This window comes from Paenibacillus terrae HPL-003 (assembly GCF_000235585.1).
GTDB lineage: Bacteria > Bacillota > Bacilli > Paenibacillales > Paenibacillaceae > Paenibacillus > Paenibacillus terrae_B.
Genome location: NC_016641.1, coordinates 2,508,028 through 2,526,577 on the forward strand (window position 1 = coordinate 2,508,028; position 18,550 = coordinate 2,526,577).

The 18,550-nt window shown below is 47.3% G+C and carries 17 protein-coding genes and 1 pseudogene; 10 read left to right on the forward strand and 8 right to left on the reverse strand.

The features are described from left to right. Positions 1 to 178: 178 nt before the first annotated feature. On the reverse strand, positions 179 to 1,495 hold the full coding sequence (locus HPL003_RS11485; RefSeq protein ID WP_014279812.1) for a glutamate-1-semialdehyde 2,1-aminomutase: 1,317 nt from the start codon (positions 1,493 to 1,495) through the stop codon (positions 179 to 181). 84 nt (positions 1,496 to 1,579) lie between these two features. Beyond that, the gene (locus tag HPL003_RS11490; RefSeq protein WP_014279813.1) at positions 1,580 to 2,701 is read right to left on the reverse strand and encodes an LCP family protein; all 1,122 of its coding nucleotides are present in this window, start codon (positions 2,699 to 2,701) and stop codon (positions 1,580 to 1,582) included. A 104-nt stretch (positions 2,702 to 2,805) separates the two neighbouring features. Here HPL003_RS11490 and HPL003_RS11495 point away from each other — a divergent pair, with 104 nt between their 5' ends. From HPL003_RS11495 to bcp, 4 genes are read left to right on the forward strand one after another with little or no spacing between them, the layout of a single operon-like run. Beyond that, complete coding sequence (locus HPL003_RS11495) at positions 2,806 to 3,855, forward strand: ABC transporter ATP-binding protein (RefSeq protein ID WP_014279814.1); 1,050 nt, start codon at positions 2,806 to 2,808, stop codon at positions 3,853 to 3,855. After that, on the forward strand, positions 3,848 to 4,642 hold the full coding sequence (locus tag HPL003_RS11500; protein ID WP_014279815.1) for an ABC transporter permease: 795 nt from the start codon (positions 3,848 to 3,850) through the stop codon (positions 4,640 to 4,642). Before HPL003_RS11495 ends, HPL003_RS11500 begins: the two co-directional genes overlap by 8 nt. 4 nt (positions 4,643 to 4,646) lie before the next feature. After that, a complete protein-coding gene (locus HPL003_RS11505; RefSeq protein WP_014279816.1) occupies positions 4,647 to 5,435 on the forward strand; it encodes an ABC transporter permease in 789 nt (262 codons plus the stop codon). A gap of 41 nt (positions 5,436 to 5,476) precedes the next feature. Next, positions 5,477 to 5,956, forward strand: coding sequence for a thioredoxin-dependent thiol peroxidase (gene bcp / locus HPL003_RS11510; RefSeq protein WP_014279817.1), 480 nt, complete (start codon positions 5,477 to 5,479; stop codon positions 5,954 to 5,956). A gap of 96 nt (positions 5,957 to 6,052) precedes the next feature. Here the strand turns inward: bcp and HPL003_RS11515 are convergent, their stop codons facing one another. The 4 genes from HPL003_RS11515 to HPL003_RS11530 are packed head-to-tail and all read right to left on the reverse strand — an operon-like array spanning position 6,053 to position 10,191. Continuing rightward, positions 6,053 to 7,147, reverse strand: coding sequence for a GerAB/ArcD/ProY family transporter (locus tag HPL003_RS11515; RefSeq protein WP_014279818.1), 1,095 nt, complete (start codon positions 7,145 to 7,147; stop codon positions 6,053 to 6,055). Positions 7,148 to 7,166: 19 nt separating this feature from the next. After that, entirely contained in the window at positions 7,167 to 7,403 is a 237-nt protein-coding gene (locus HPL003_RS11520) for a hypothetical protein (protein ID WP_014279819.1), read from the reverse strand. A 37-nt stretch (positions 7,404 to 7,440) separates the two neighbouring features. Further along, positions 7,441 to 8,652 (reverse strand): Ger(x)C family spore germination protein, encoded by a 1,212-nt coding sequence (locus HPL003_RS11525; RefSeq protein WP_014279820.1) that lies wholly within the window; start codon positions 8,650 to 8,652, stop codon positions 7,441 to 7,443. Positions 8,653 to 8,658: 6 nt separating this feature from the next. Then, entirely contained in the window at positions 8,659 to 10,191 is a 1,533-nt protein-coding gene (locus HPL003_RS11530) for a spore germination protein (protein ID WP_014279821.1), read from the reverse strand. Positions 10,192 to 10,347: 156 nt separating this feature from the next. Between HPL003_RS11530 and HPL003_RS11535 the strand changes: the two genes are divergently transcribed. Next, a complete protein-coding gene (locus tag HPL003_RS11535) occupies positions 10,348 to 11,580 on the forward strand; it encodes an MFS transporter (RefSeq protein WP_014279822.1) in 1,233 nt (410 codons plus the stop codon). Here HPL003_RS11535 and HPL003_RS11540 read toward each other — a convergent pair whose 3' ends face one another. Next, on the reverse strand, positions 11,581 to 12,237 hold the full coding sequence (locus tag HPL003_RS11540; RefSeq protein WP_014279823.1) for a DedA family protein: 657 nt from the start codon (positions 12,235 to 12,237) through the stop codon (positions 11,581 to 11,583). A gap of 143 nt (positions 12,238 to 12,380) precedes the next feature. Here HPL003_RS11540 and guaA point away from each other — a divergent pair, with 143 nt between their 5' ends. Continuing rightward, complete coding sequence (guaA, locus tag HPL003_RS11545) at positions 12,381 to 13,919, forward strand: glutamine-hydrolyzing GMP synthase (RefSeq protein ID WP_014279824.1); 1,539 nt, start codon at positions 12,381 to 12,383, stop codon at positions 13,917 to 13,919. A 131-nt stretch (positions 13,920 to 14,050) separates the two neighbouring features. Here the strand turns inward: guaA and HPL003_RS11550 are convergent, their stop codons facing one another. Continuing rightward, a complete protein-coding gene (locus HPL003_RS11550; RefSeq protein WP_014279825.1) occupies positions 14,051 to 15,190 on the reverse strand; it encodes a Gfo/Idh/MocA family protein in 1,140 nt (379 codons plus the stop codon). A 131-nt stretch (positions 15,191 to 15,321) separates the two neighbouring features. On the opposite strand from HPL003_RS11550, the gene HPL003_RS11555 reads away from it, so the two are divergent. The 4 genes and pseudogenes from HPL003_RS11555 to HPL003_RS11570 all read left to right on the forward strand — a co-directional run. Continuing rightward, positions 15,322 to 16,167, forward strand: a complete 846-nt coding sequence (locus tag HPL003_RS11555) for a LysR family transcriptional regulator (protein ID WP_014279826.1) — start codon at positions 15,322 to 15,324, stop codon at positions 16,165 to 16,167. Between the two features lie 19 nt (positions 16,168 to 16,186). Continuing rightward, on the forward strand, positions 16,187 to 16,858 hold the full coding sequence (locus HPL003_RS11560) for an SGNH/GDSL hydrolase family protein (protein WP_014279827.1): 672 nt from the start codon (positions 16,187 to 16,189) through the stop codon (positions 16,856 to 16,858). A 249-nt stretch (positions 16,859 to 17,107) separates the two neighbouring features. Next, positions 17,108 to 17,473, forward strand: a complete 366-nt coding sequence (locus HPL003_RS11565; RefSeq protein ID WP_238533470.1) for a MarR family winged helix-turn-helix transcriptional regulator — start codon at positions 17,108 to 17,110, stop codon at positions 17,471 to 17,473. After that, positions 17,437 to 18,258 (forward strand): annotated as a pseudogene (locus HPL003_RS11570) (NADP-dependent oxidoreductase); the annotation flags it as partial. The gene HPL003_RS11565 and the pseudogene HPL003_RS11570, both read left to right, overlap by 37 nt. Positions 18,259 to 18,550: the final 292 nt, after the last annotated feature.

Consider the following 18,550-nt stretch of genomic DNA (forward strand, 5'->3'; position numbering starts at 1 on the left):
TTGCTCCACCCAATATACCCGGATGGTGTCATTTGATACAATCCATAAAATGCACAACTGTACGGGTACAGTTTGCAAATTAAAAAAGCCGGAAGGCAGTCTCAAAGGTGGGATATCCCAGTCCTTAAAGCTGCTTCCGGCCCTTATCCTATCAACATTCCATCATGTACTGATCTGCTTACTTGCCCTGCGTCATTGCACGGAAAGAATCGTCCGCCGCTTCCAGCGTAGCATCCACGTCTTCATCTGTGTGCGCCGTTGTGAGGAACCATGCTTCGTACTTCGATGGGGCCAGATGAATGCCGCGATCCAGCATATGACGGAAGAAGGAAGCGAACGCTTCGCCGTCTGTATCCTGCGCCTCATCATAGTTCGTAATCGGATGATCGCAAAAATGGGTGGAGAATGCTCCACGGATGCGGTTAATCGTTAATGGCACGCCATGGCGCTTGGCTGAGGAGGCGATGCCGTCCGTCAGTCTCACAGCGAGACGTTCCATCTCCTCATACACGCCTTCGCCTTGAAGGACTTCAAGGCATGCAATGCCTGACGAGATAGAAGCCGGGTTGCCCGCCATAGTACCCGCCTGATATGCCGGGCCGAGTGGAGCAACCTGCTCCATCACATGCTTGCTGCCGCCATAGGCACCGATCGGCAGGCCGCCGCCCATGATTTTACCCAGCGCGGTCAAATCCGGCTGAATCGCATCATGATTGTCCAAGCCGGCGTACGTTTGGGTGGAGCCGTAATGGAAGCGGAACGCAGTAATGACCTCGTCATAGATGACGAGTGAACCGTTCGCCCGTGCCATCGAGCATAGCCCTTCCAGAAAACCGGGCTGCGGCATCACCATGCCGAAATTGCCGACAATCGGCTCGACCATGACTGCTGCCACATCGTCGCTCCAACGCTCCAAGGCTTGGCGCAACGCGTCCAGATCATTGAAAGGCACGGTAATAACCTCGCTCGCAATGTTGGTCGTAATTCCTGCGCTGTCCGGTATGCCCAGCGTGGACGGGCCAGAGCCTGCGGCTACGAGCACCAGATCCGAGTGACCGTGGTAGCAGCCCGCAAATTTGATGATCTTGTTTCGTTTCGTATAGGCCCGTGCAACACGGATCGTCGTCATGACTGCTTCTGTGCCGGAATTCACAAACCGGACCTTGTCCATGGAAGGAATGGCTTCCTTGAGCATCTTGGCGAGCTTAATTTCCAATACCGTTGAGGTTCCGTACAATACCCCGTTCGCCGCCGCCTCACTGATGGCCTTGGTAATATGAGGGTGGGCATGTCCGGTAATAATAGGGCCATAAGCCGCTAAATAATCAATGTACCGATTATCATCTTCGTCCCAGAAATGAGCGCCTTTGGCGCGTTTCATAAATACCGGAGCGCCGCCGCCCACAGCCTTGAAAGAGCGTGAAGGACTGTTTACGCCCCCGACAATATGCTCCAGTGCTTCTTTATATAATGCTTCGGAGGTTTCCCGTTTCATCATCTAGAACTTCCTTTCCGTTCATTAAAATAGGATATACACACGCCAAAGGGCAGCGTTCACGGCTGCCCCCTGCATACATCATTATAGCTCTTTTTGTCCTGTCTTTGTTGTCGATTGTGTGGCAGCAGCATCACTACTGGTTTTGCTGCCACCCGTGAAAGTAGCCTTATCCGTCTTGGACGATGATGCACTGTCCGGTTGCTTCGTTTCGTTTTGATCCTTATTTTGTTCCTGTGTCTGTACGGGAGGATTGTTGAATATATCCTGTACGTACTTCTTCAATTCTTCCGGATCGCGGACGGTAAGAACCTGCGCGCCGCCTACATTTTCTTCCCCGAGCAGCTTCATCGGCGGGACCTGCTCGCTGCCTGCAAAGCTGCTTTGGTAGCCGACGTTTGCCAGCTTCCACATATCGTTGACACTGAGATTCGTATCAACATACGGGTTTACCTGCTGCAAAATGCTCGGCAGATTGGCAATGGAGGTCGTGCTCTGCATTTTCTGTGCTATGGCCTCCAAAAATGCCCGTTGTCGTCCTGAACGGGAGAAGTCGGACATCGCATCGTGGCGGAACCGCACATATTGAAGCGCCGTGTTGCCATCCAGATGCTGCATGCCCTTTTTCAAATCAATATCGTATTGATGCTTATCCGCATTACTTGTATAATGCATATCCTTCTCCACTTCAAAATCAATGCCGCCCACAGCGTCTATTAGCTTAATAAATCCTTGGAAATCGGTATACACATAATATTGCACCGGGATGCCCAACAGATCGCCGGCCGTCTTCATGGCCGTGTTGGGTCCGTGAGTAATGGCGGTGTTAATCCGATTTTTTCCGTAGCCGGGAATATCCACGTACGTATCACGCAAAATAGAGAACATGTGAATCTTTTTCTTGACGGGGTCCAGCGATACGACCATCATGCTGTCCGATCGGGGGACTTCCCCTTTTTGGATACCACGGCCATCGACACCCATCAGCAAAATGTTGACCGGATCCGTACCTTCCCACTTGGGCGGATCTGGTGTGCGCACCTGATCGACCTGTTTTACATTTTTGAAGGGGGAGTTTGCACCCTCTTTATGGAGATTGTCCAGTTGATTATAAATGGATGAAAAATAATACACGGCAAAGCCGACAATCGCGACGATAATCACGGCTAGAACCGACCATATCGTCCTTTTGGTTCTGCTTGTCATGGATGCTCTCCCTTTCGCTTTTCAATTCATTACATTATAATTTCTTTTTAGAGCACAATCAATTTAACTATGGATTTTTCAAAATCCTGACTGTGAGGTATGACATGCTGGCAATTGATGTGCAGGATCTGCGCAAAACATTTAAAGTGCAAAAAAACCGCGAAGGTTTGAAAGGAGCCTTCCTTGATTTATTCGCCCGCGAATACAACGAGGTGGCCGCGGTCAAAGATATTTCCTTTGGTATTCCTCAGGGAGAAATATGTGGCTATATTGGTGAAAACGGAGCTGGAAAGTCCACCACGATCAAGATGCTCACTGGTATTCTTGTGCCAACGTCTGGACATCTCAAAGTGGGCGGCTATGTTCCTTACGAGGAACGCGAGAAATTCGTAAGTAATATCGGCGTTGTTTTCGGACAGCGTAGCCAGCTATGGTGGGATATCGGCGTGATTGAGTCTTTTCAGCTACTGCGCAAAGTATATCAGGTTCCGCCCGCAGACTTCAAACGCAGGCTGGATGAGCTGGTAGAGCGGCTCCAATTACAGGACCTGCTAAGCCGTCCGGTGCGCAAGCTTAGTCTTGGGCAGCGGATGCGGTGTGAATTGGTGGCCGCGTTGCTGCACAATCCGTCCATCGTTTTTCTGGATGAACCGACCATTGGACTCGATATTATGGTGAAGTCTGAAATCCGTGAGTTCCTGAAGGACATGAACAGGGATCACGGTACGACGATTTTGCTGACGACCCATGATTTGCAGGATATTGAAGCGCTGTGCTCGCGCGTCATTATGCTGGATGACGGGAACATCATCTATGACGGTGGTCTGGAGGATTTAAAAGCACGTTGGGGTACAGGACGGGAAGTACAGTTTCAGTTCGGCGTGCCCACCCAGCTTCAGCAGTTGCAAGCGTGGACAGCGGACATGCCGCTGGCTTGGACGGCGGATAATGATGTGGCTGCCAAGGTGTGGATTCCGCTTCATATTAACGTATCAGATGTCTTGGCCAGCGTAGTCGGGCGTACGGACATTACGGATATCAAAATCATTGAAACGAACACCGATGATATCGTGCGTAGCATCTACCAATCCGGCTCGGCGGAACGCAAGGGCAACCCCGTGCTTCCGGCAGTGGAGGCCAAAATCCATGCTTAGCGTATATACCGATTTTATTCGTATCCGGTTTCTCACCATGCTCGCTTATCGTGTGAACTATTATACAGGCATCTTAATTTATTCCATGAATATTGGTGTATATTATTTCACGTATAAAGCGATTTATGGTGATGCGGGCAGCATCGGTGGCTTTTCCGCCGCCCAAATGACGACCTATGTAGCGGTATCGTGGATGGCGAGGGCCTTTTATTTCAACAATCTGGATCGTGAAATTTCGACAGAAATTCGTGATGGCAGCATTGCCATCCAGATGATCCGGCCGTATAACTATGTGCTGGTCAAAGTCATGCAGGGGCTTGGCGAGGGGATGTTCCGTTTCCTGCTGTTTATGATCCCGGGCATGGCGATTGCGATGCTGCTGTTTCCAGTGACGTTGCCTACGGACCCTGTAGCATGGATCAGTTTCCTCGTGATGCTGTTTTTCAGCTTTCTGATCAATACCCAAATCAATATTATCACTGGCTTGACGGCCTTTTTCGTTGAAAATAACGAGGGTATGATGCGCATGAAGCGGGTGGTAGTAGATCTGTTCTCCGGCTTGATTCTGCCCATCAGCCTGTTTCCGGGCTGGCTGGCGACCTTCGCCCAGTGGCTGCCGTTTCAGGCGATCACGTATTTGCCCGGTTCCGTATTTACCGGACGAGTAAAAGGCGTTGGTATTTGGAATGTGCTGGGTATCCAAATCATTTGGCTGATCGTTCTGCTCGTGCCGATGATCATCATTTGGCGACTGGCGCGCAGACGTCTGTTCGTGCAAGGAGGGTAGGCCGATGATGTACTATTTGGGACTCATTAGCGAATATTTGAAAAATTACATGAAATCGCGGCTAACCTACCGCGCTGATTTTTGGGTGGAGGTCGTTTCGGACCTGCTATTTCAGGCCACCAATCTCATTTTTATTTTGGTCATTTTTATGCACACCGACAGTTTAGGCGGCTGGAGCGAAAATGAAGTCGTATTCGTCTATGGCTTTTTCATGGTGCCTTATGGACTATTCAGCTGTTTCGTCAATCTGTGGAACTTTAGCGAGCGCTATATTGTAAAAGGGGAGCTGGATCGGGTCATGACCCGTCCTGCGCATAATCTGTTCCAGATTTTCCTTGAAAATGTGGACCCGCCCGCGTTGGTCGGATCGGCGATTGGTCTGGTTATTATGGGAATCAGCGGGGCGCAAATGGACTTGCATATGGCGTGGTGGTTCATCCCGGCTCTAATCATCATGAGCCTAAGTGCCGTAGCGATTTATACGGGTATCTACACCATATTGACTTCTATTTCGTTCTTTTCGGACGCACCAACAGGAATTATTCCGCTCATGTACAATATGCAGAGCTATGGACGTTATCCGGTGACGATTTATAACCGTGCGATTCAGGTTGTACTGACCTGGATTCTGCCGTTTGCTTTTGTTGGCGTATATCCGGCATCCCTTTTCCTTCATCGAGAGGATATGCAGCATATGGCGCTTTTGACTCCAGTCATGGGAGCTGTATTTCTAACCTTGGGCTTACTGGCATGGAATTTCGGCATTCGGCGTTACAGAGGTGCGGGTTCTTAGGCCGGATCATATGAGAACCCCACAAGATAGGAGATGATGAGATGTCCACGACATCTACCACTATTGGGCAACCCGCGCCGGACTTTGAATTGCCGGGAAGTGAAGGGAAAAACGTCAAGTTGTCTGATTTTAGAGGCAGCAGGGTTTTACTGTATTTCTATCCGAAGGATTTGACGTCTAGTTGCTCGACACAGGCTTGTGATTTTCGGGATAAACACGGGGAGTTCGAGGGTTTGAACACTGTTATTCTGGGGGTAAGTCCTGATCCACTCAAGCGACATGACAAGTTTATTGCAAAGTATGGGCTGCCTTTTCAGCTTTTGGCGGATGAGGAGCATGAAGTGTCGGAAGCTTACGGCGTGTGGCAGCAGAAACAGATGTATGGCAAGCAGTACATGGGCATCGTTCGCTCCACCTTCCTCATTGACGAGAATGGTATTTTGATTCATGAATGGCGTAGTTTGAGAGTCAAAGGGCATATTGATAACGCGCTGGAATACATTCGGGGACTGGCAAAATAATAAACATCGACACACCCTTTGGGACACTGGCTATTCTTCAGTCTCAGAGGGTGTTTTTGATATGTATTCTCTGAATTTTTCTTATTTTAGAATTTTTTAAGATTGTTTTCTTTTCTGCTTGATCGCGTAAATGCCCCACAAGCACAAGGGAATGATAACTGAGTTGGTCAAATCCCAATCCACCCAGAAGGGAACAAGGGTATCAAAATAATAGATGATATTGGGTGCAACCATGATACTCAAGCCGTAGACGAGCATTCCCGCAGGCAAGATGAAAGAACGGTAATCTTTTAGACGAAATGTCTGTGCTGTCCCCAGGGTAAACGCGTATAAAAAAAGGAAGCTCTTGAAAAAGAGTGACAATCCCCATATAGCTGCTATAAAAGCCTCCATGCGTTGGAAAAAATTGAACACATTTATTTTGGAGGTAAGCAGATACGAAGGATACACACTAGATTCAGTCAGAAAAGGGCCAAGAACAAGCAGAGCTATGATTACGAACAGACTGAGCAGCACACCGCCAATAAGGGTTCCTGTAAGGACACTCTTTTTAAAATGTGCTGAATGCTTTACATAGGGAAAAAGCATGAGAAATACGACCAATTCCCCAAATGGATAGCTAACCCCAAGCAGTGTACCGTGAAGAACAGGGAGAATTCCGTCTTCCATCATGGGCTTTAATTTGGAAAAATCAATCTCGGGAATGAGGAAAGCCACTACAGTAATCGTCACGATGACAAAGAAAGGCAAGCATATCTCGCTGGCACGGGCAAGAGCTTCAATTCCGGTGAAAAAAGCATAGACCAGCATAATTGCCGCCAGCAGTATTATGATCCTTAACGGTGTCAACACATAGGTTTGTGTAGAATAAAAGTCACCAAATTCCCTGATATATATGGCGTCGGATATCACGAAATAAAAAAGGTACCATATGGAGACGACAGGAGCCAGCCACCTCCCTAGTATTTTCCTTATCGTTTCAATGAGAGTAAGGCTGGGATATAGCTCATTCACACGCAGTAAAAGCCATACAAGTGCGCAACCTGCTGGTATACTCAACAGCGTACTGATCCACGCATCCTGTTTGGCGATATGGGTAAAGATGCTGGGAATGATCAGTATCATATCGCCCATGGTGCAAAAAATAACCAGAACGGCTGCTTGTTCAACACTAATCCGGCCCTTTTCCAACGCTGGCGGCCCCCTTTATTTATAAATGAAATAGATGTGTAAACAGGCTGTTTACTGGCTTATATATCATTTCAATCAAGATTAGCGGACTCGGCGTTGCCTTTCCCTGGGCCGTGAACGTGCTGAACCACGTCCCGAATGCGAGCATGACAATGTATACAACCATGTCCTTAAAGTGATGCTTGCGGTATAAGCCGGGCAAGTCCTTGATTGCAAAAATTAGGGCAATGACCACTACTACGATGACGGCCTTCATAAGGGCTGCTCCTCCCGTAAGCTTACTCGTTTATTGGCTACTCCTTCATTTTCTTTTGATAGGAGTTCATAATTGCGCCGTTTTTCTTGATTTCCGTATTCGCTTTATATTCAATCTGTAAACTCATAAAATTGTGATCCCAATCCTTTTTTAGTTCTTTCCAGGCCTTGGGATTGGTCTGGTGAATTAATTGCCCAAATCCAAAAATGTCTACTTTGAACTTGCGACGTACAGTCTCTACGGAATGCTTCATAACCTCGATTATTTTGGCATTGCTCTCCCTTTCGATTTCGTGAACATCCTCCACACTTTTCAACTCCATTTTTTTGCAATTATTCTCTCTAATCGTACTTTTGTTCTCTACGGATATCTGGATGACAGGCTCACCGTTGTGTATGAACACTTTAGTCTTCGTTTGGCTCCTCAAAGCCAGCAGAGCGATTTTACCGCCTTCCGGGCAGTCCACATGTCCTGTCGTTGTATCCACATGATCCCGGATATAGTTGTATCCTTTGCTATCGATTTCATCCAGCCAGCCGATCAATCGGTCTTTTTTAAACACGGCTAAGCTGGTAATTGCCAGAACCGTTGTTGGTTCAATTGTTTTGACATTGTCTGTACCTTCCACTATCCCCTTGGGTAAATCTCCTTTGGCTTCGAGGGCGGGGAGAGTGGCATGTATTTCGGAACTGACAAGCACATCCATCAGCTGATCTATAGTCACTTTGCTGACAGGTGCCCAGGTTTTGGATAATACCTCCATAGAAGAAAACATTTTGTTCGCCGGGATTTTCTCCAATGTCGTAGCTACCTGAAGCATGTTGGAGGCAGAGGTTCCTTTCGCAACACAGATATAAAAATCAGTTCTTGCAAAAGGTTCTCTCATCAGAGATTCCACGATATCGGCGATTCCCTGTCTCGCGAATTCCTCGCCAAATATGAGCATACGGATATGGGATAGATAGATGAGTCGTGGGCTGATTTCCGTTATTTTCTGGATAGCTTCATACAGCGTAGGAGCTGTTGCCTCAAATGTAGTTACCGCAGGAGCTCCTTTGCTTGGTCTTGATTTGGAGGCCACCTCCGAAGGTACAACCACCTGTGCCGACACACGAATTTGGTCGCCGTCCTTATCCACACCCAGTCCTACGGTAATACCGATCTCGTTAAGCTCTGTACGGTCCCAGCAGCCGGTCAGAAGCGAAGCGAGCAGACTGAATATAAGAATCGTGCAGGTCACACTTTTCATGTACGGTCACTTCCCAGTTGTTTTTTTCTTATACCCCCGCTTTTTCTGGTTTTTTTGCCGGAGCGTATTCTGAACTTGATTCGAATATGGACGAGTAGTCATCCACGGCCAAGGCAGGCGAAAGAGGGTATCCTTCATATCACTTTGCACATAAGGGCCAAACGGGCTCATGTAAGACACTCCAAAAGATCTTAGACTGGTCAGATGAAGCAACAGGGCCATCAAGCCCATTAAAATGCCCAGAAATCCGAAAGCGGCGGCCAGCACCATCAGAGCAAAACGGATAATCCGTACAGCAATGGACAGCCCGTTTTCAGGGATGACATAGCTGGAGATGGCGGTGATGGACACAATAATAACCATGGCAGCCGACACGACGCCTGCATCGACAGCAGCTTGCCCAATGACCAGCGTACCTACAATGGATACCGCTTGTCCGACCGTTTTGGGAATACGGACCCCGGCTTCGCGCAATATTTCATAAGTCACTTCCATCAGCAGTGCTTCAATAAATGCGGGAAAAGGTACACCCTCCCGTTGGGCTGCCAAACTGATCAGCAAATTGGCCGGAATCATTTCCTGATGAAAGGTGGAAATGGCGATGTATAAGGCTGGAGCGAGCAGAGCGATAAAACAGGCTAAATATCGTAGCATCCGCAATAAAGTGCTGATATCAGCACGTTGGTAATAATCCTCCGGCGACTGGAAAAATTGCACGAACAGCGCAGGAATCAGCAGCACAAATGGTGTCCCATCTACCAATATGGCAATTCTTCCTTCCAACAGACTGGCAGCAACCGAATCCGGGCGTTCACTGTTGTATATCGTAGGAAAAGGGGTGAAGGTCACATCCTGAATTTCCTCTTCGATGTAACCTCCTTCCATAATCCCGTCAATATCAATTCGGTCCAGACGTTCTCTCAGCTCCTGAATAACGCCTTCGTCAGCAATTCCCTTGATATACATCACGGCCACGTTGGTATGAGTGACTTTTCCGATTTGCCTTGTTTCCATCCAAAGTCGTGGGTCGCGAATTCGCTTGCGGACCAGAGCTGTATTGGTACGCAGATTCTCAGTGAAGCCCTCCATCGGTCCGCGTACAACTGTCTGGGATTGGGGCTCGCTGACGTTGCGATCCTCCCAACCGACGGCATCAATCCAAATACCTTTCGTGTAACCCTCCAGCAAAATGATAATTCCGCCGGATAGCATCCGGTTGAATAACGCATCCATTTCATCCAAGCAGCCTGAATGCCCAGCGATCAACACCTGATCCTTTAAATAATCGAACGGTTCAGCACCTTCCGGTACATGATGAATATCCATCTGCATAAATGAGCGCAGTATAGAATCATGCAGCAATTGAGTATTGATCAGACCGTCAATATACAAAACGGCTGCCGGCCATTTCTGCATCCATAGCAGCTCTTTGATAATCAAATCACCGCTGTTTCCAATCGAGCTTTGGATATGATTCACGTTATCCCGTAAGCAAGAGGATACGTGGGTGAGCGGACAGTTTTTATTCTCATTTTGCATACGTAAAATCCTCCGATATTGGAGTTAATTGGTTTAGTATGCTCTGAATATATAAATTTATGCTTGACGTTTGTATAATCATCCCTCTAAATTAGCTATATAACTAATTAGATTAATGTATAATCGATAGATCGTTTCGACTTGGAGCTGAAGTACATGGTAAACAAGCAATACAGAAAGTTATTCGCAGCTGGCATTATTAATGGCATGGGAGACCGTTTCTGCCAGATCGCCTTGTTGGCCTTGATGTATCGACTTACCGGCTCGGGACTCAGCGTGGGGATTATGCTCGGACTACGGGTGATTCCTTTTTTAATTCTGTCGCCCGTGTCAGGTGTGCTCATCACCCGTATATCCAGACGCACACTTATGATGACCACGGATCTGTTCAGAGGCGGAGTAGCCCTTGCCTTTTTAAGTGTTCACAGCAATGAGGATATGTGGATCGTTTATGGAGTCAGTACCCTGTTAGCCTGTGGGGAAGCGCTGTACGCTCCAGCCCGTAAGTCGTCCATCCCGCTTTTGGTTCGACCATCGGATTTGATGCGGGTGAACAGTCTGGAGCAGGTGATGGGCGGACTGGTATTGGTGATTGGAGCTGCTACTGGAGGCATCGTATCCGCGTTTTTTGGACCACAGGCCGCATTTATGCTCAACTCCGCCAGCTTTTTCGCTGCAGGTCTGATCGTCCGCAATATTGCATTCCCACCCGTCACCAAGGAGGAAGTAACTAGGGAGGATGCTCATACTGAATCACGTGGAAGTCAAACGTCATTCGATAATCGAATCCTGGGTAGGTCACAAATACTGCAATGCATCCGCATTTCGCTTCCGCTCCAAGTCGTAATTGCATTTGAACTACTGGTTCCATTCCTCAATGGAATTGATAATGTGCTGATCAGTGTATATGCCGTGCAGGAGTTTAAGCTGGGGGATACCGGGATTGGACTGTTTTACGCCGCTTTGGGTGCGGGTCTGATTGCCAGCTATGCACTGGGGCGTCTATTCAGCCGCTCTTTATTGAGCGGAGGACTGGTATGCTTGCTATTGGAAGGGATTTTGCTTATGGGGTTAAGCAGAATGGATCATGCATGGGCGGCGGTCGCCATCTACTTTTTCATTTCGTTGGCTGGCGGGGTGGGGGCAATCTGTTTGGATACACTATTAATGCGGGAGACCCCGCTGCATTTACAGGGGCCATTGCTGGGCATGCTGACAGCGTGGAGTCAAGGGATTATCGGCTTATCCATGTTTGGAGCCGGGGTGGCGGTGGAAATCATGGAGCCGCGTATGTTAGGTTTGATTGGCGGAGCGGGATTTGTCATGATATCTATCGTGATAACGATGTACTATACAAGGGCTCGCAGCCGTAAGGCGGCGGATGTCTAATTATTCCGGATCGTTTTTGCCACTGGTTTTCACCGATTTGTCGGACTTGCGGAAAGAACTAAACAGGAAGGTTCTCCAGCGATAAACGATATATATCAAAAGGATAATGCCGATGATGGCAACGATTCGCAGCGCATACAGCTCCACCAAATGGAACATGGCATCCCATTGCGGACCGAACAGCTTGCCAATGCTTAGAAATAAAATAACCCAGAATAAAGCACCGCTGTATGCATACAAGGCAAATTTACGGAGAGGAATAGCGATAATTCCGGAAAAATAGCCAGTGAAATGTCTAACGCCAGGAATAAAATATCCAAGGAAAATAAGCCAGTACCCGTATCGTTGAAACCACTTTTGTGTTTTCTGAAGCTTGTCCGGTGATAAGAGAACCCATTTACCGTATTTCTGAATAAAGGGGAGCCCAGCCCATTTTCCGATAAAGTAGGTAATAGTCATTCCGATGGTTGTGCCCAAAAAGGCCAGCAGCACCAGTTTACCGAAATCCAGGGTACCCGAATAGGAGAGATATCCCGCATAGGCCATCGTGGTTTCCCCGGGAAAAGGTAAAGCAATAAATTCCAGCAGCAAGCCGAAAAAAAGGACGCTGTATCCGTATTCTTCGAACAATTGCGCGATCCATTTCAGCACATCCATCGTTTACACTCCTACGAACAGATTCATAATTGGAATTAATTCATTTTAACAATCTTTTCATGTCCACTCAACTCCGGTTGATTTCTTGACGTCTTGTTTTATCGTTGCGTATAATGAAACGAACAATTGAGGGAGGCACGGTAATGAATAAGCCTAATGAAATCGTTGTAGTTCTCGACTTTGGAGGACAATACAACCAGTTAATTGCAAGAAGAATACGGGACCTCGGCGTGTATAGCGAGCTCCTTCCATACAATACGCCTGCGGAGAAGCTGAGAGAACTGGCACCGAAAGGGATTGTTTTTTCAGGTGGACCTTCCAGCGTATATGCAGAAAATGCCCCTCAAGTCGACCGGGCAATCTACGATCTGGGAATTCCTATTTTCGGTATTTGCTATGGTATGCAACTGATGGCTCACCAACTGGACGGTAAGGTAGAACGTGCAGGCAAGCGTGAGTACGGCAAAGCAGACGTGCAATTCAATGAGGATACGAGATTGGCTAAAGGTCTGGAATCTCGTCAGACCGTATGGATGAGCCATGGAGACCATGTTACGGATTTGCCATCCGGCTTTAAACTGGATGCAGGAACGGAAAGTGCGCCGATTGCAGCGATGAGTCATCCGGAGCGGAATCTGTACGCGGTACAATTCCATCCAGAGGTGCGTCATTCCATTCATGGTAATGAAATGATTAGCAACTTCCTGTATGAAGTGTGCGGTTGTGATGGTAAATGGACGATGGAGTCGTTCATCGAGGACCAGATCCGTGAAATCCGCCAGCAGGTAGGCGACAAAAAAGTATTGTGCGCTTTAAGTGGCGGTGTGGATTCTTCCGTTGTAGCGATGCTCATTCATAAAGCCATCGGCGATCAACTGACATGTATGTTTATCGACCATGGACTGCTGCGTAAGGGCGAAGCCGAAAGTGTAATGGAGACGTTCGTTGGCAAATTTGATATGAAGGTTGTCAAAATTGATGCGCGTGAGCGCTTCTTGTCCAAGCTGGCAGGAGTCGATGATCCGGAACAAAAACGTAAAATCATCGGTAACGAGTTCATTTACGTTTTTGAGGAAGAATCCAAGCAATTCGACGATTTTACATTCCTGGCACAAGGTACGCTGTATACGGATATCGTAGAGAGTGGAACAGCCACAGCACAGACGATCAAATCGCATCATAACGTAGGTGGCTTGCCGGAAGACATGAAGTTCAAGTTGATCGAGCCGCTGAATGCACTGTTCAAAGATGAAGTGCGTAAAGTCGGCGAAGAATGCGGACTTCCGGCTGAGATTGTATGGCGTCAGCCATTCCCGGGTCCGGGTCTTGCCATTCGTGTACTGGGCGAAGTGACAGAGGACAAGCTTACGATTGTTCGTGAATCGGATTATATTTTGCGCGAGGAGATTGCCAAAGCCAGTCTGGACCGGGAAATCTGGCAATACTTCACCGCTTTGCCGAATATGAAGAGTGTTGGCGTAATGGGCGATGCCCGTACGTATTCTTACACTGTGGGTATTCGTGCCGTAACCTCCATCGACGGCATGACTGCCGACTGGGCACGTATCCCTTGGGACGTACTGGAGAAAATCTCCGTACGTATCGTTAACGAAGTGGATAACGTCAACCGCATCGTGTACGATATCACCTCCAAACCACCAGCTACGATTGAGTGGGAATAGGCTGAGTTACAATTGCTCTTCAAAAATTGAGGTGTCCCAAGTAGCAAGACAACAAAACCTTCAATTCCACATCTATCGTGGTTTTGAAGGTTTTTTTGTTTTAAGGTTTTGTTGTTCTAATTATGTGCTTTTTACCACACGAGCTTTTTGCCGGTTGCTGCCGATTCCTCAATGCGGTCCAGTAGCTGATGCAGCTTTAAGGCATGATTAAAATCAGGAGCGAAGCGGGTATCCGTCAAAATGTCCTTGGCAAATACATGATGAGCCTTCGCTACATTCAGGGTTACCCCTTCTTTTGGGAAATCCAGGCCGCTATCAGGCTCAGGAGCTATATTAATTTGTTCAAAAGCATCAAAAGCGTCACTAGGCGCATAACCCTTATTACTGCCTGAATCATACACAAGTTTTTCGAGCGTAAGATTGCCAAATTGAACATGCCCAAGCGAAGGCTTTTGTGTCAAACGCAAAGCTCCTTTTTTTCCCTGAATTTCTATCTCAAATTTAGAGTTTACGCCATCCTGAATGTGAACTGATATCGGTGTTCCCTTTTCCGACAATCCGTGAATCAAAATCTGATCGGCTGTATCCTTGGGAATGACTTCACCCGTTTCCTGAATAGTTGCTTGGTTGTAACGGGATGCCGTGATAGCCGATAGCTCACGAAATTCACCAACGATGTATTGCAGTGCGTCCAGCGCATGCCCACCGGTAATCGTCAGCAAATTGGCGCCATTGGCTTTATTCAGCAAATAGGCCGTATCCTGATCTGTCCGTCCTCCCTTGCCGCGAGTAGTTACTTGCATATGACAGGACACAATTTCACCAATCTCTCCGTCCTCCACCAGCTTTTTCATTGTTTGCACTTCTAAATCCTGCCGAGCCTGCAAGCCGACGGTATGATGAATGCCCGCCTGTTCTGCTGCCGTAGCCATTTCAGTGGCTTCCGCAATGTTTGCCCCCAAGGGCCATTCACAAAAAATGTGCTTCCCCTCTTGAATTGCCGCCATAACCGCCCCGTAATGATGAGGGACTTTTACACTTACTACCACCATGTCCACAGCCTCGGAAGCTGCAAGCTTTTTGGCATCATCAAAAGCCAGTGCCGCCCCTACTTCTCCTGCGCTTTCCCGTGCACTCTCCATACGGGAAGTACCGATGGCTGTGATATCCAGGTTCGGATGCTTGAGTAAAGCCGGAATATGCGTCTGACTCGCCCATTTGTTATTCATTGAACCTCCGACAACACCTGTACGGATCTTCTTTTTGACCATGTTGCATACCTCCTGAATTTTTAAAATGAGGGTGGAAAATAGCGTCTAAGGCCAATATAATACACTTAACTCATAAATAATAATGTTTGTTTGTGATGCAGGTATCATTTTATTTGATGGGAGGTAGAGACGTGGATATTGAGAACATGCAGGCATTTGTTTCAGTAGCTGAATTGAGGAGCCTTACGGAAGCAGCCCAAAAGCTGAATCACCTGCAATCGAATATGACGGCCAAAATAAAGAAGCTGGAGGCCCACTATAAAACAGCGTTATTTTACCGAAAACCCCGTGGTATGGAGCTGACCCCCGCAGGAGAAATCCTATATGCTCAGTTCAAACAAATTTTGCTGCTGTGGCAAGACACAGAGATGAAAATGAGACCTCAAGAGGAAAAGCTGCGCATTGGCACGATGCAGTCCATTGTGGTAGGCGAAGTAACGAGGGCGCTCACGATGATATACGAACTGTACCCACAGGTTTCTGTGACTTTAAAAACGGGCACTACCACGGAAATAGAACTGTTGATCCTCGAAGGTGAACTTGATATTGCCTTCGTCATAGGTTATTCCACCAGCCCGTATATTCATTATCAAAAATGTTATCGTGAAGATCTGGTACTGGTGGGGAAGGGCATCCATGAAGGCTCAGACCTCGAACAGGTACTGCAAGGGGCCACTATTATCATGCTATCGTATGGCTGCCTGTATCTTACGCAATTGGAGAAGATGTATCAGGTCATGCAATTGACTCATGGCGAGGTTGTGGAGGTAGGGGTGTTTGATACGATGGTGCAGTTTGTTTTGATGGGAATGGGAATCACCTTGATGTCCAAGAAGCTGGCGCGGCAATTTAATGTAAAATCCTATTTGTCGGTTCCCCCAACCTTCGGCTACATGGATACGTATTTAATAACCCGGCCAAATCATGAAATGACAGCGATTGAACATAAATTTATCGAAATCAATAATACGATCTAATAGATAGGAGAGAAATCGAATGACAACTTATCAACACAAATACCAAGGCAGCCATGCCGTATTTCTGGGCGATAGCATTACGTTTGGATATGAATTACGTGATGGAGAAAAGCCCTACCCCCACCTCGTCAGCGACGCACTGGAATTCCAAACCTTTGAGAACCACGGTATATCCGGTAGCAGTGTAGCCAGCGGTGGCTTTGAACCCATGTGTGAGCGTTATGAGAAAATGAATCCCCACGCGGACGTGATCTTTTTTATGGGGGGAAGAAATGATTTTTCGATGGGAGAAACGCCGTTCGGTCACTTAGGCACAGCGTCGACAGAAACACGAACATTTTATGGTGCGCTTAAGCACATAGCCGAGGGTTTAATTAACCGTTACCCGGACAAGCTGATCATTTTTCTGACACCGCCCCACGGATCAAGTGAAGCGGTTCCCGAACATTTGCCCAATGCAGTCACGGGACAAGTGTATAGCGCGTATGCGCAGGCCGTGAGAGATGTGGCTTCGCTGTATTCTTTTCCGTGCTGCGATCTGTGGAATATCGCCGGGATTCAACCGTTGCTGCCTATACATAGACAGATGTATTTTACCGGGGAAAACGGTATTCCTGACGGTCTGCATCCAAATCAGGCAGGTCATGAGCGGCTGGCAGCTCGTATTATTGGATTCATGAACACGCTATAACCTATAGATCATTGATAGCTGTGAACAGATACACCACGACTCTTTTCGTTTGAATTACTCCGAGCTATAGCAGGAAACCGAAGTGAAAATACTCAGGCGGGTCGTTTAGCTTGAATATTTTCCATAGAGGTGTATAATGCTTGATATATCAATTGATACGTCAATTAATTTGGAGGAGGAGGAAAAGTCATCGAACATTGTACAGATAGGAGCAAATTGTTTTATCGCATGCATCTTTTGTGTAAAGAAATGAATACTGCTTTTGAAGCGCAATTGAAAACAAGCTTTACCAAGGTGGAAATTTTATATCATATTCATCATCGACAGGAATTAAGTCAGCTGGAGCTTCAACATTTACTGGTTTTGGACGGAGCAGCGGTTACCCGACATCTGAAAAGGTTGGAGGAGGAAGGTCTGATTATCCGAGGCAAAAAAGAGCAGGATAAGCGTGTAACCTATATTCGTCTAACAGAATCAGGGATTCGAGAGCTGCAAGTTTTGTCAGAGCAAAGACAAGCCTTTCAGGACAAGCTGCTACGTGAGTTTGCTGATGAGGAGATTGTTTCTTTGACAAATGTATTACAGCGTATGTCTACCAATGTGAAGAATATGTAAAATACCCTAAGCCACAGGCCCATCAGGTCGTTGTGAAAGTAGCAGCAACCTCCATTAATCCGATTGATTGGAGCTGCGTGAAGGTTATTTGAAGCAAATGATGGATTGGGAGTTTCCGATTTTCTTGGGCTGGGATGTTGCCGACATCATCTCGGAAGTAGGTAGCGAGGTAACCGATTGGAAAGTAGGAGACGAAGTGTTTGCCCGTCCGAACACGACCCGTTTTGGTACTTATGCGGAATATACCTTGGTGGATGACCATCTACTGGCGCGTTTAACCTGCCTCTATCTCATGGGAGGAAGCTGCATCTGTTCCGTTGGCAGGACTGACCGCCTGGCAGGCGCTCTTTACACATGGTCAACTAGCCAAAGGTGAAAAGGTATTGATCCACGCAGGCGCAGGCGGTGTCGGCATGTTCGCTATCCAGTTTGCCAAGCAAGCTGGCGCCCATGTCATTACGACAGCCAGCGAGCGCAATCATGAGCTGCTTGTTTCATTAGGAGCCGATCAAATCATTGACTACCGCACGACCCGTTTCGAGGATGTATTGTCCGATGTGGACGTTGTGTTCGATACGATGGGTGGAGATGTCCAGAACAACAGCTTTAAAGTTCTGAAAAAGTACACCGGACGGATCGTATCCATCGTTAGCAATTTTGACGAAGAGCTGGTCAAGGAGTACGGCGTAACGGCCAAAAATATATGGCTGGAGCCCGATGGACAGCAGTTACAGGAAATTGCCGACCTGTTAGAGCAGAAAAAAGTAAGATCGGTGCTGGATGCAGAAGGTAAGATCGTTTATTTGGAAAATATACCGGACACCGCGAATGCTTTTGATAAGTACAAAAATATCTGATTCGCCTAATTGATAACCCGTCAGCTATACAACAGCTTGGCGGGCGTTCTATTTTCCGAACAATACATATGTGTTCAAATTACAACATTCGCTTTTTGTGTTGACAAGCAGTAGGGGACGGCCTAAAATAACGGATGTAATATAGCGCTTATGAATGCGAATATTACAGCAAATGAACGATAACAATACGAGTATGCTTTGCGTAGGAGGAATTACGACT

Bases quoted from the DNA above. Each gene is read 5' to 3' on its own strand.
- HPL003_RS11485 (WP_014279812.1), bottom strand. From the start codon at position 1,495: ATGAAACGGGAAACCTCCGAAGCATTATATAAAGAAGCACTGGAGCAT.
- HPL003_RS11490 (WP_014279813.1), bottom strand. From the start codon at position 2,701: ATGACAAGCAGAACCAAAAGGACGATATGGTCGGTTCTAGCCGTGATT.
- HPL003_RS11495 (WP_014279814.1), top strand. From the start codon at position 2,806: ATGCTGGCAATTGATGTGCAGGATCTGCGCAAAACATTTAAAGTGCAA.
- HPL003_RS11500 (WP_014279815.1), top strand. From the start codon at position 3,848: ATGCTTAGCGTATATACCGATTTTATTCGTATCCGGTTTCTCACCATG.
- HPL003_RS11505 (WP_014279816.1), top strand. From the start codon at position 4,647: ATGATGTACTATTTGGGACTCATTAGCGAATATTTGAAAAATTACATG.
- bcp (WP_014279817.1), top strand. From the start codon at position 5,477: ATGTCCACGACATCTACCACTATTGGGCAACCCGCGCCGGACTTTGAA.
- HPL003_RS11520 (WP_014279819.1), bottom strand. From the start codon at position 7,403: ATGAAGGCCGTCATCGTAGTAGTGGTCATTGCCCTAATTTTTGCAATC.
- HPL003_RS11525 (WP_014279820.1), bottom strand. From the start codon at position 8,652: ATGAAAAGTGTGACCTGCACGATTCTTATATTCAGTCTGCTCGCTTCG.
- HPL003_RS11530 (WP_014279821.1), bottom strand. From the start codon at position 10,191: ATGCAAAATGAGAATAAAAACTGTCCGCTCACCCACGTATCCTCTTGC.
- HPL003_RS11535 (WP_014279822.1), top strand. From the start codon at position 10,348: ATGGTAAACAAGCAATACAGAAAGTTATTCGCAGCTGGCATTATTAAT.
- HPL003_RS11540 (WP_014279823.1), bottom strand. From the start codon at position 12,237: ATGGATGTGCTGAAATGGATCGCGCAATTGTTCGAAGAATACGGATAC.
- guaA (WP_014279824.1), top strand. From the start codon at position 12,381: ATGAATAAGCCTAATGAAATCGTTGTAGTTCTCGACTTTGGAGGACAA.
- HPL003_RS11550 (WP_014279825.1), bottom strand. From the start codon at position 15,190: ATGGTCAAAAAGAAGATCCGTACAGGTGTTGTCGGAGGTTCAATGAAT.
- HPL003_RS11560 (WP_014279827.1), top strand. From the start codon at position 16,187: ATGACAACTTATCAACACAAATACCAAGGCAGCCATGCCGTATTTCTG.
- HPL003_RS11565 (WP_238533470.1), top strand. From the start codon at position 17,108: ATGAATACTGCTTTTGAAGCGCAATTGAAAACAAGCTTTACCAAGGTG.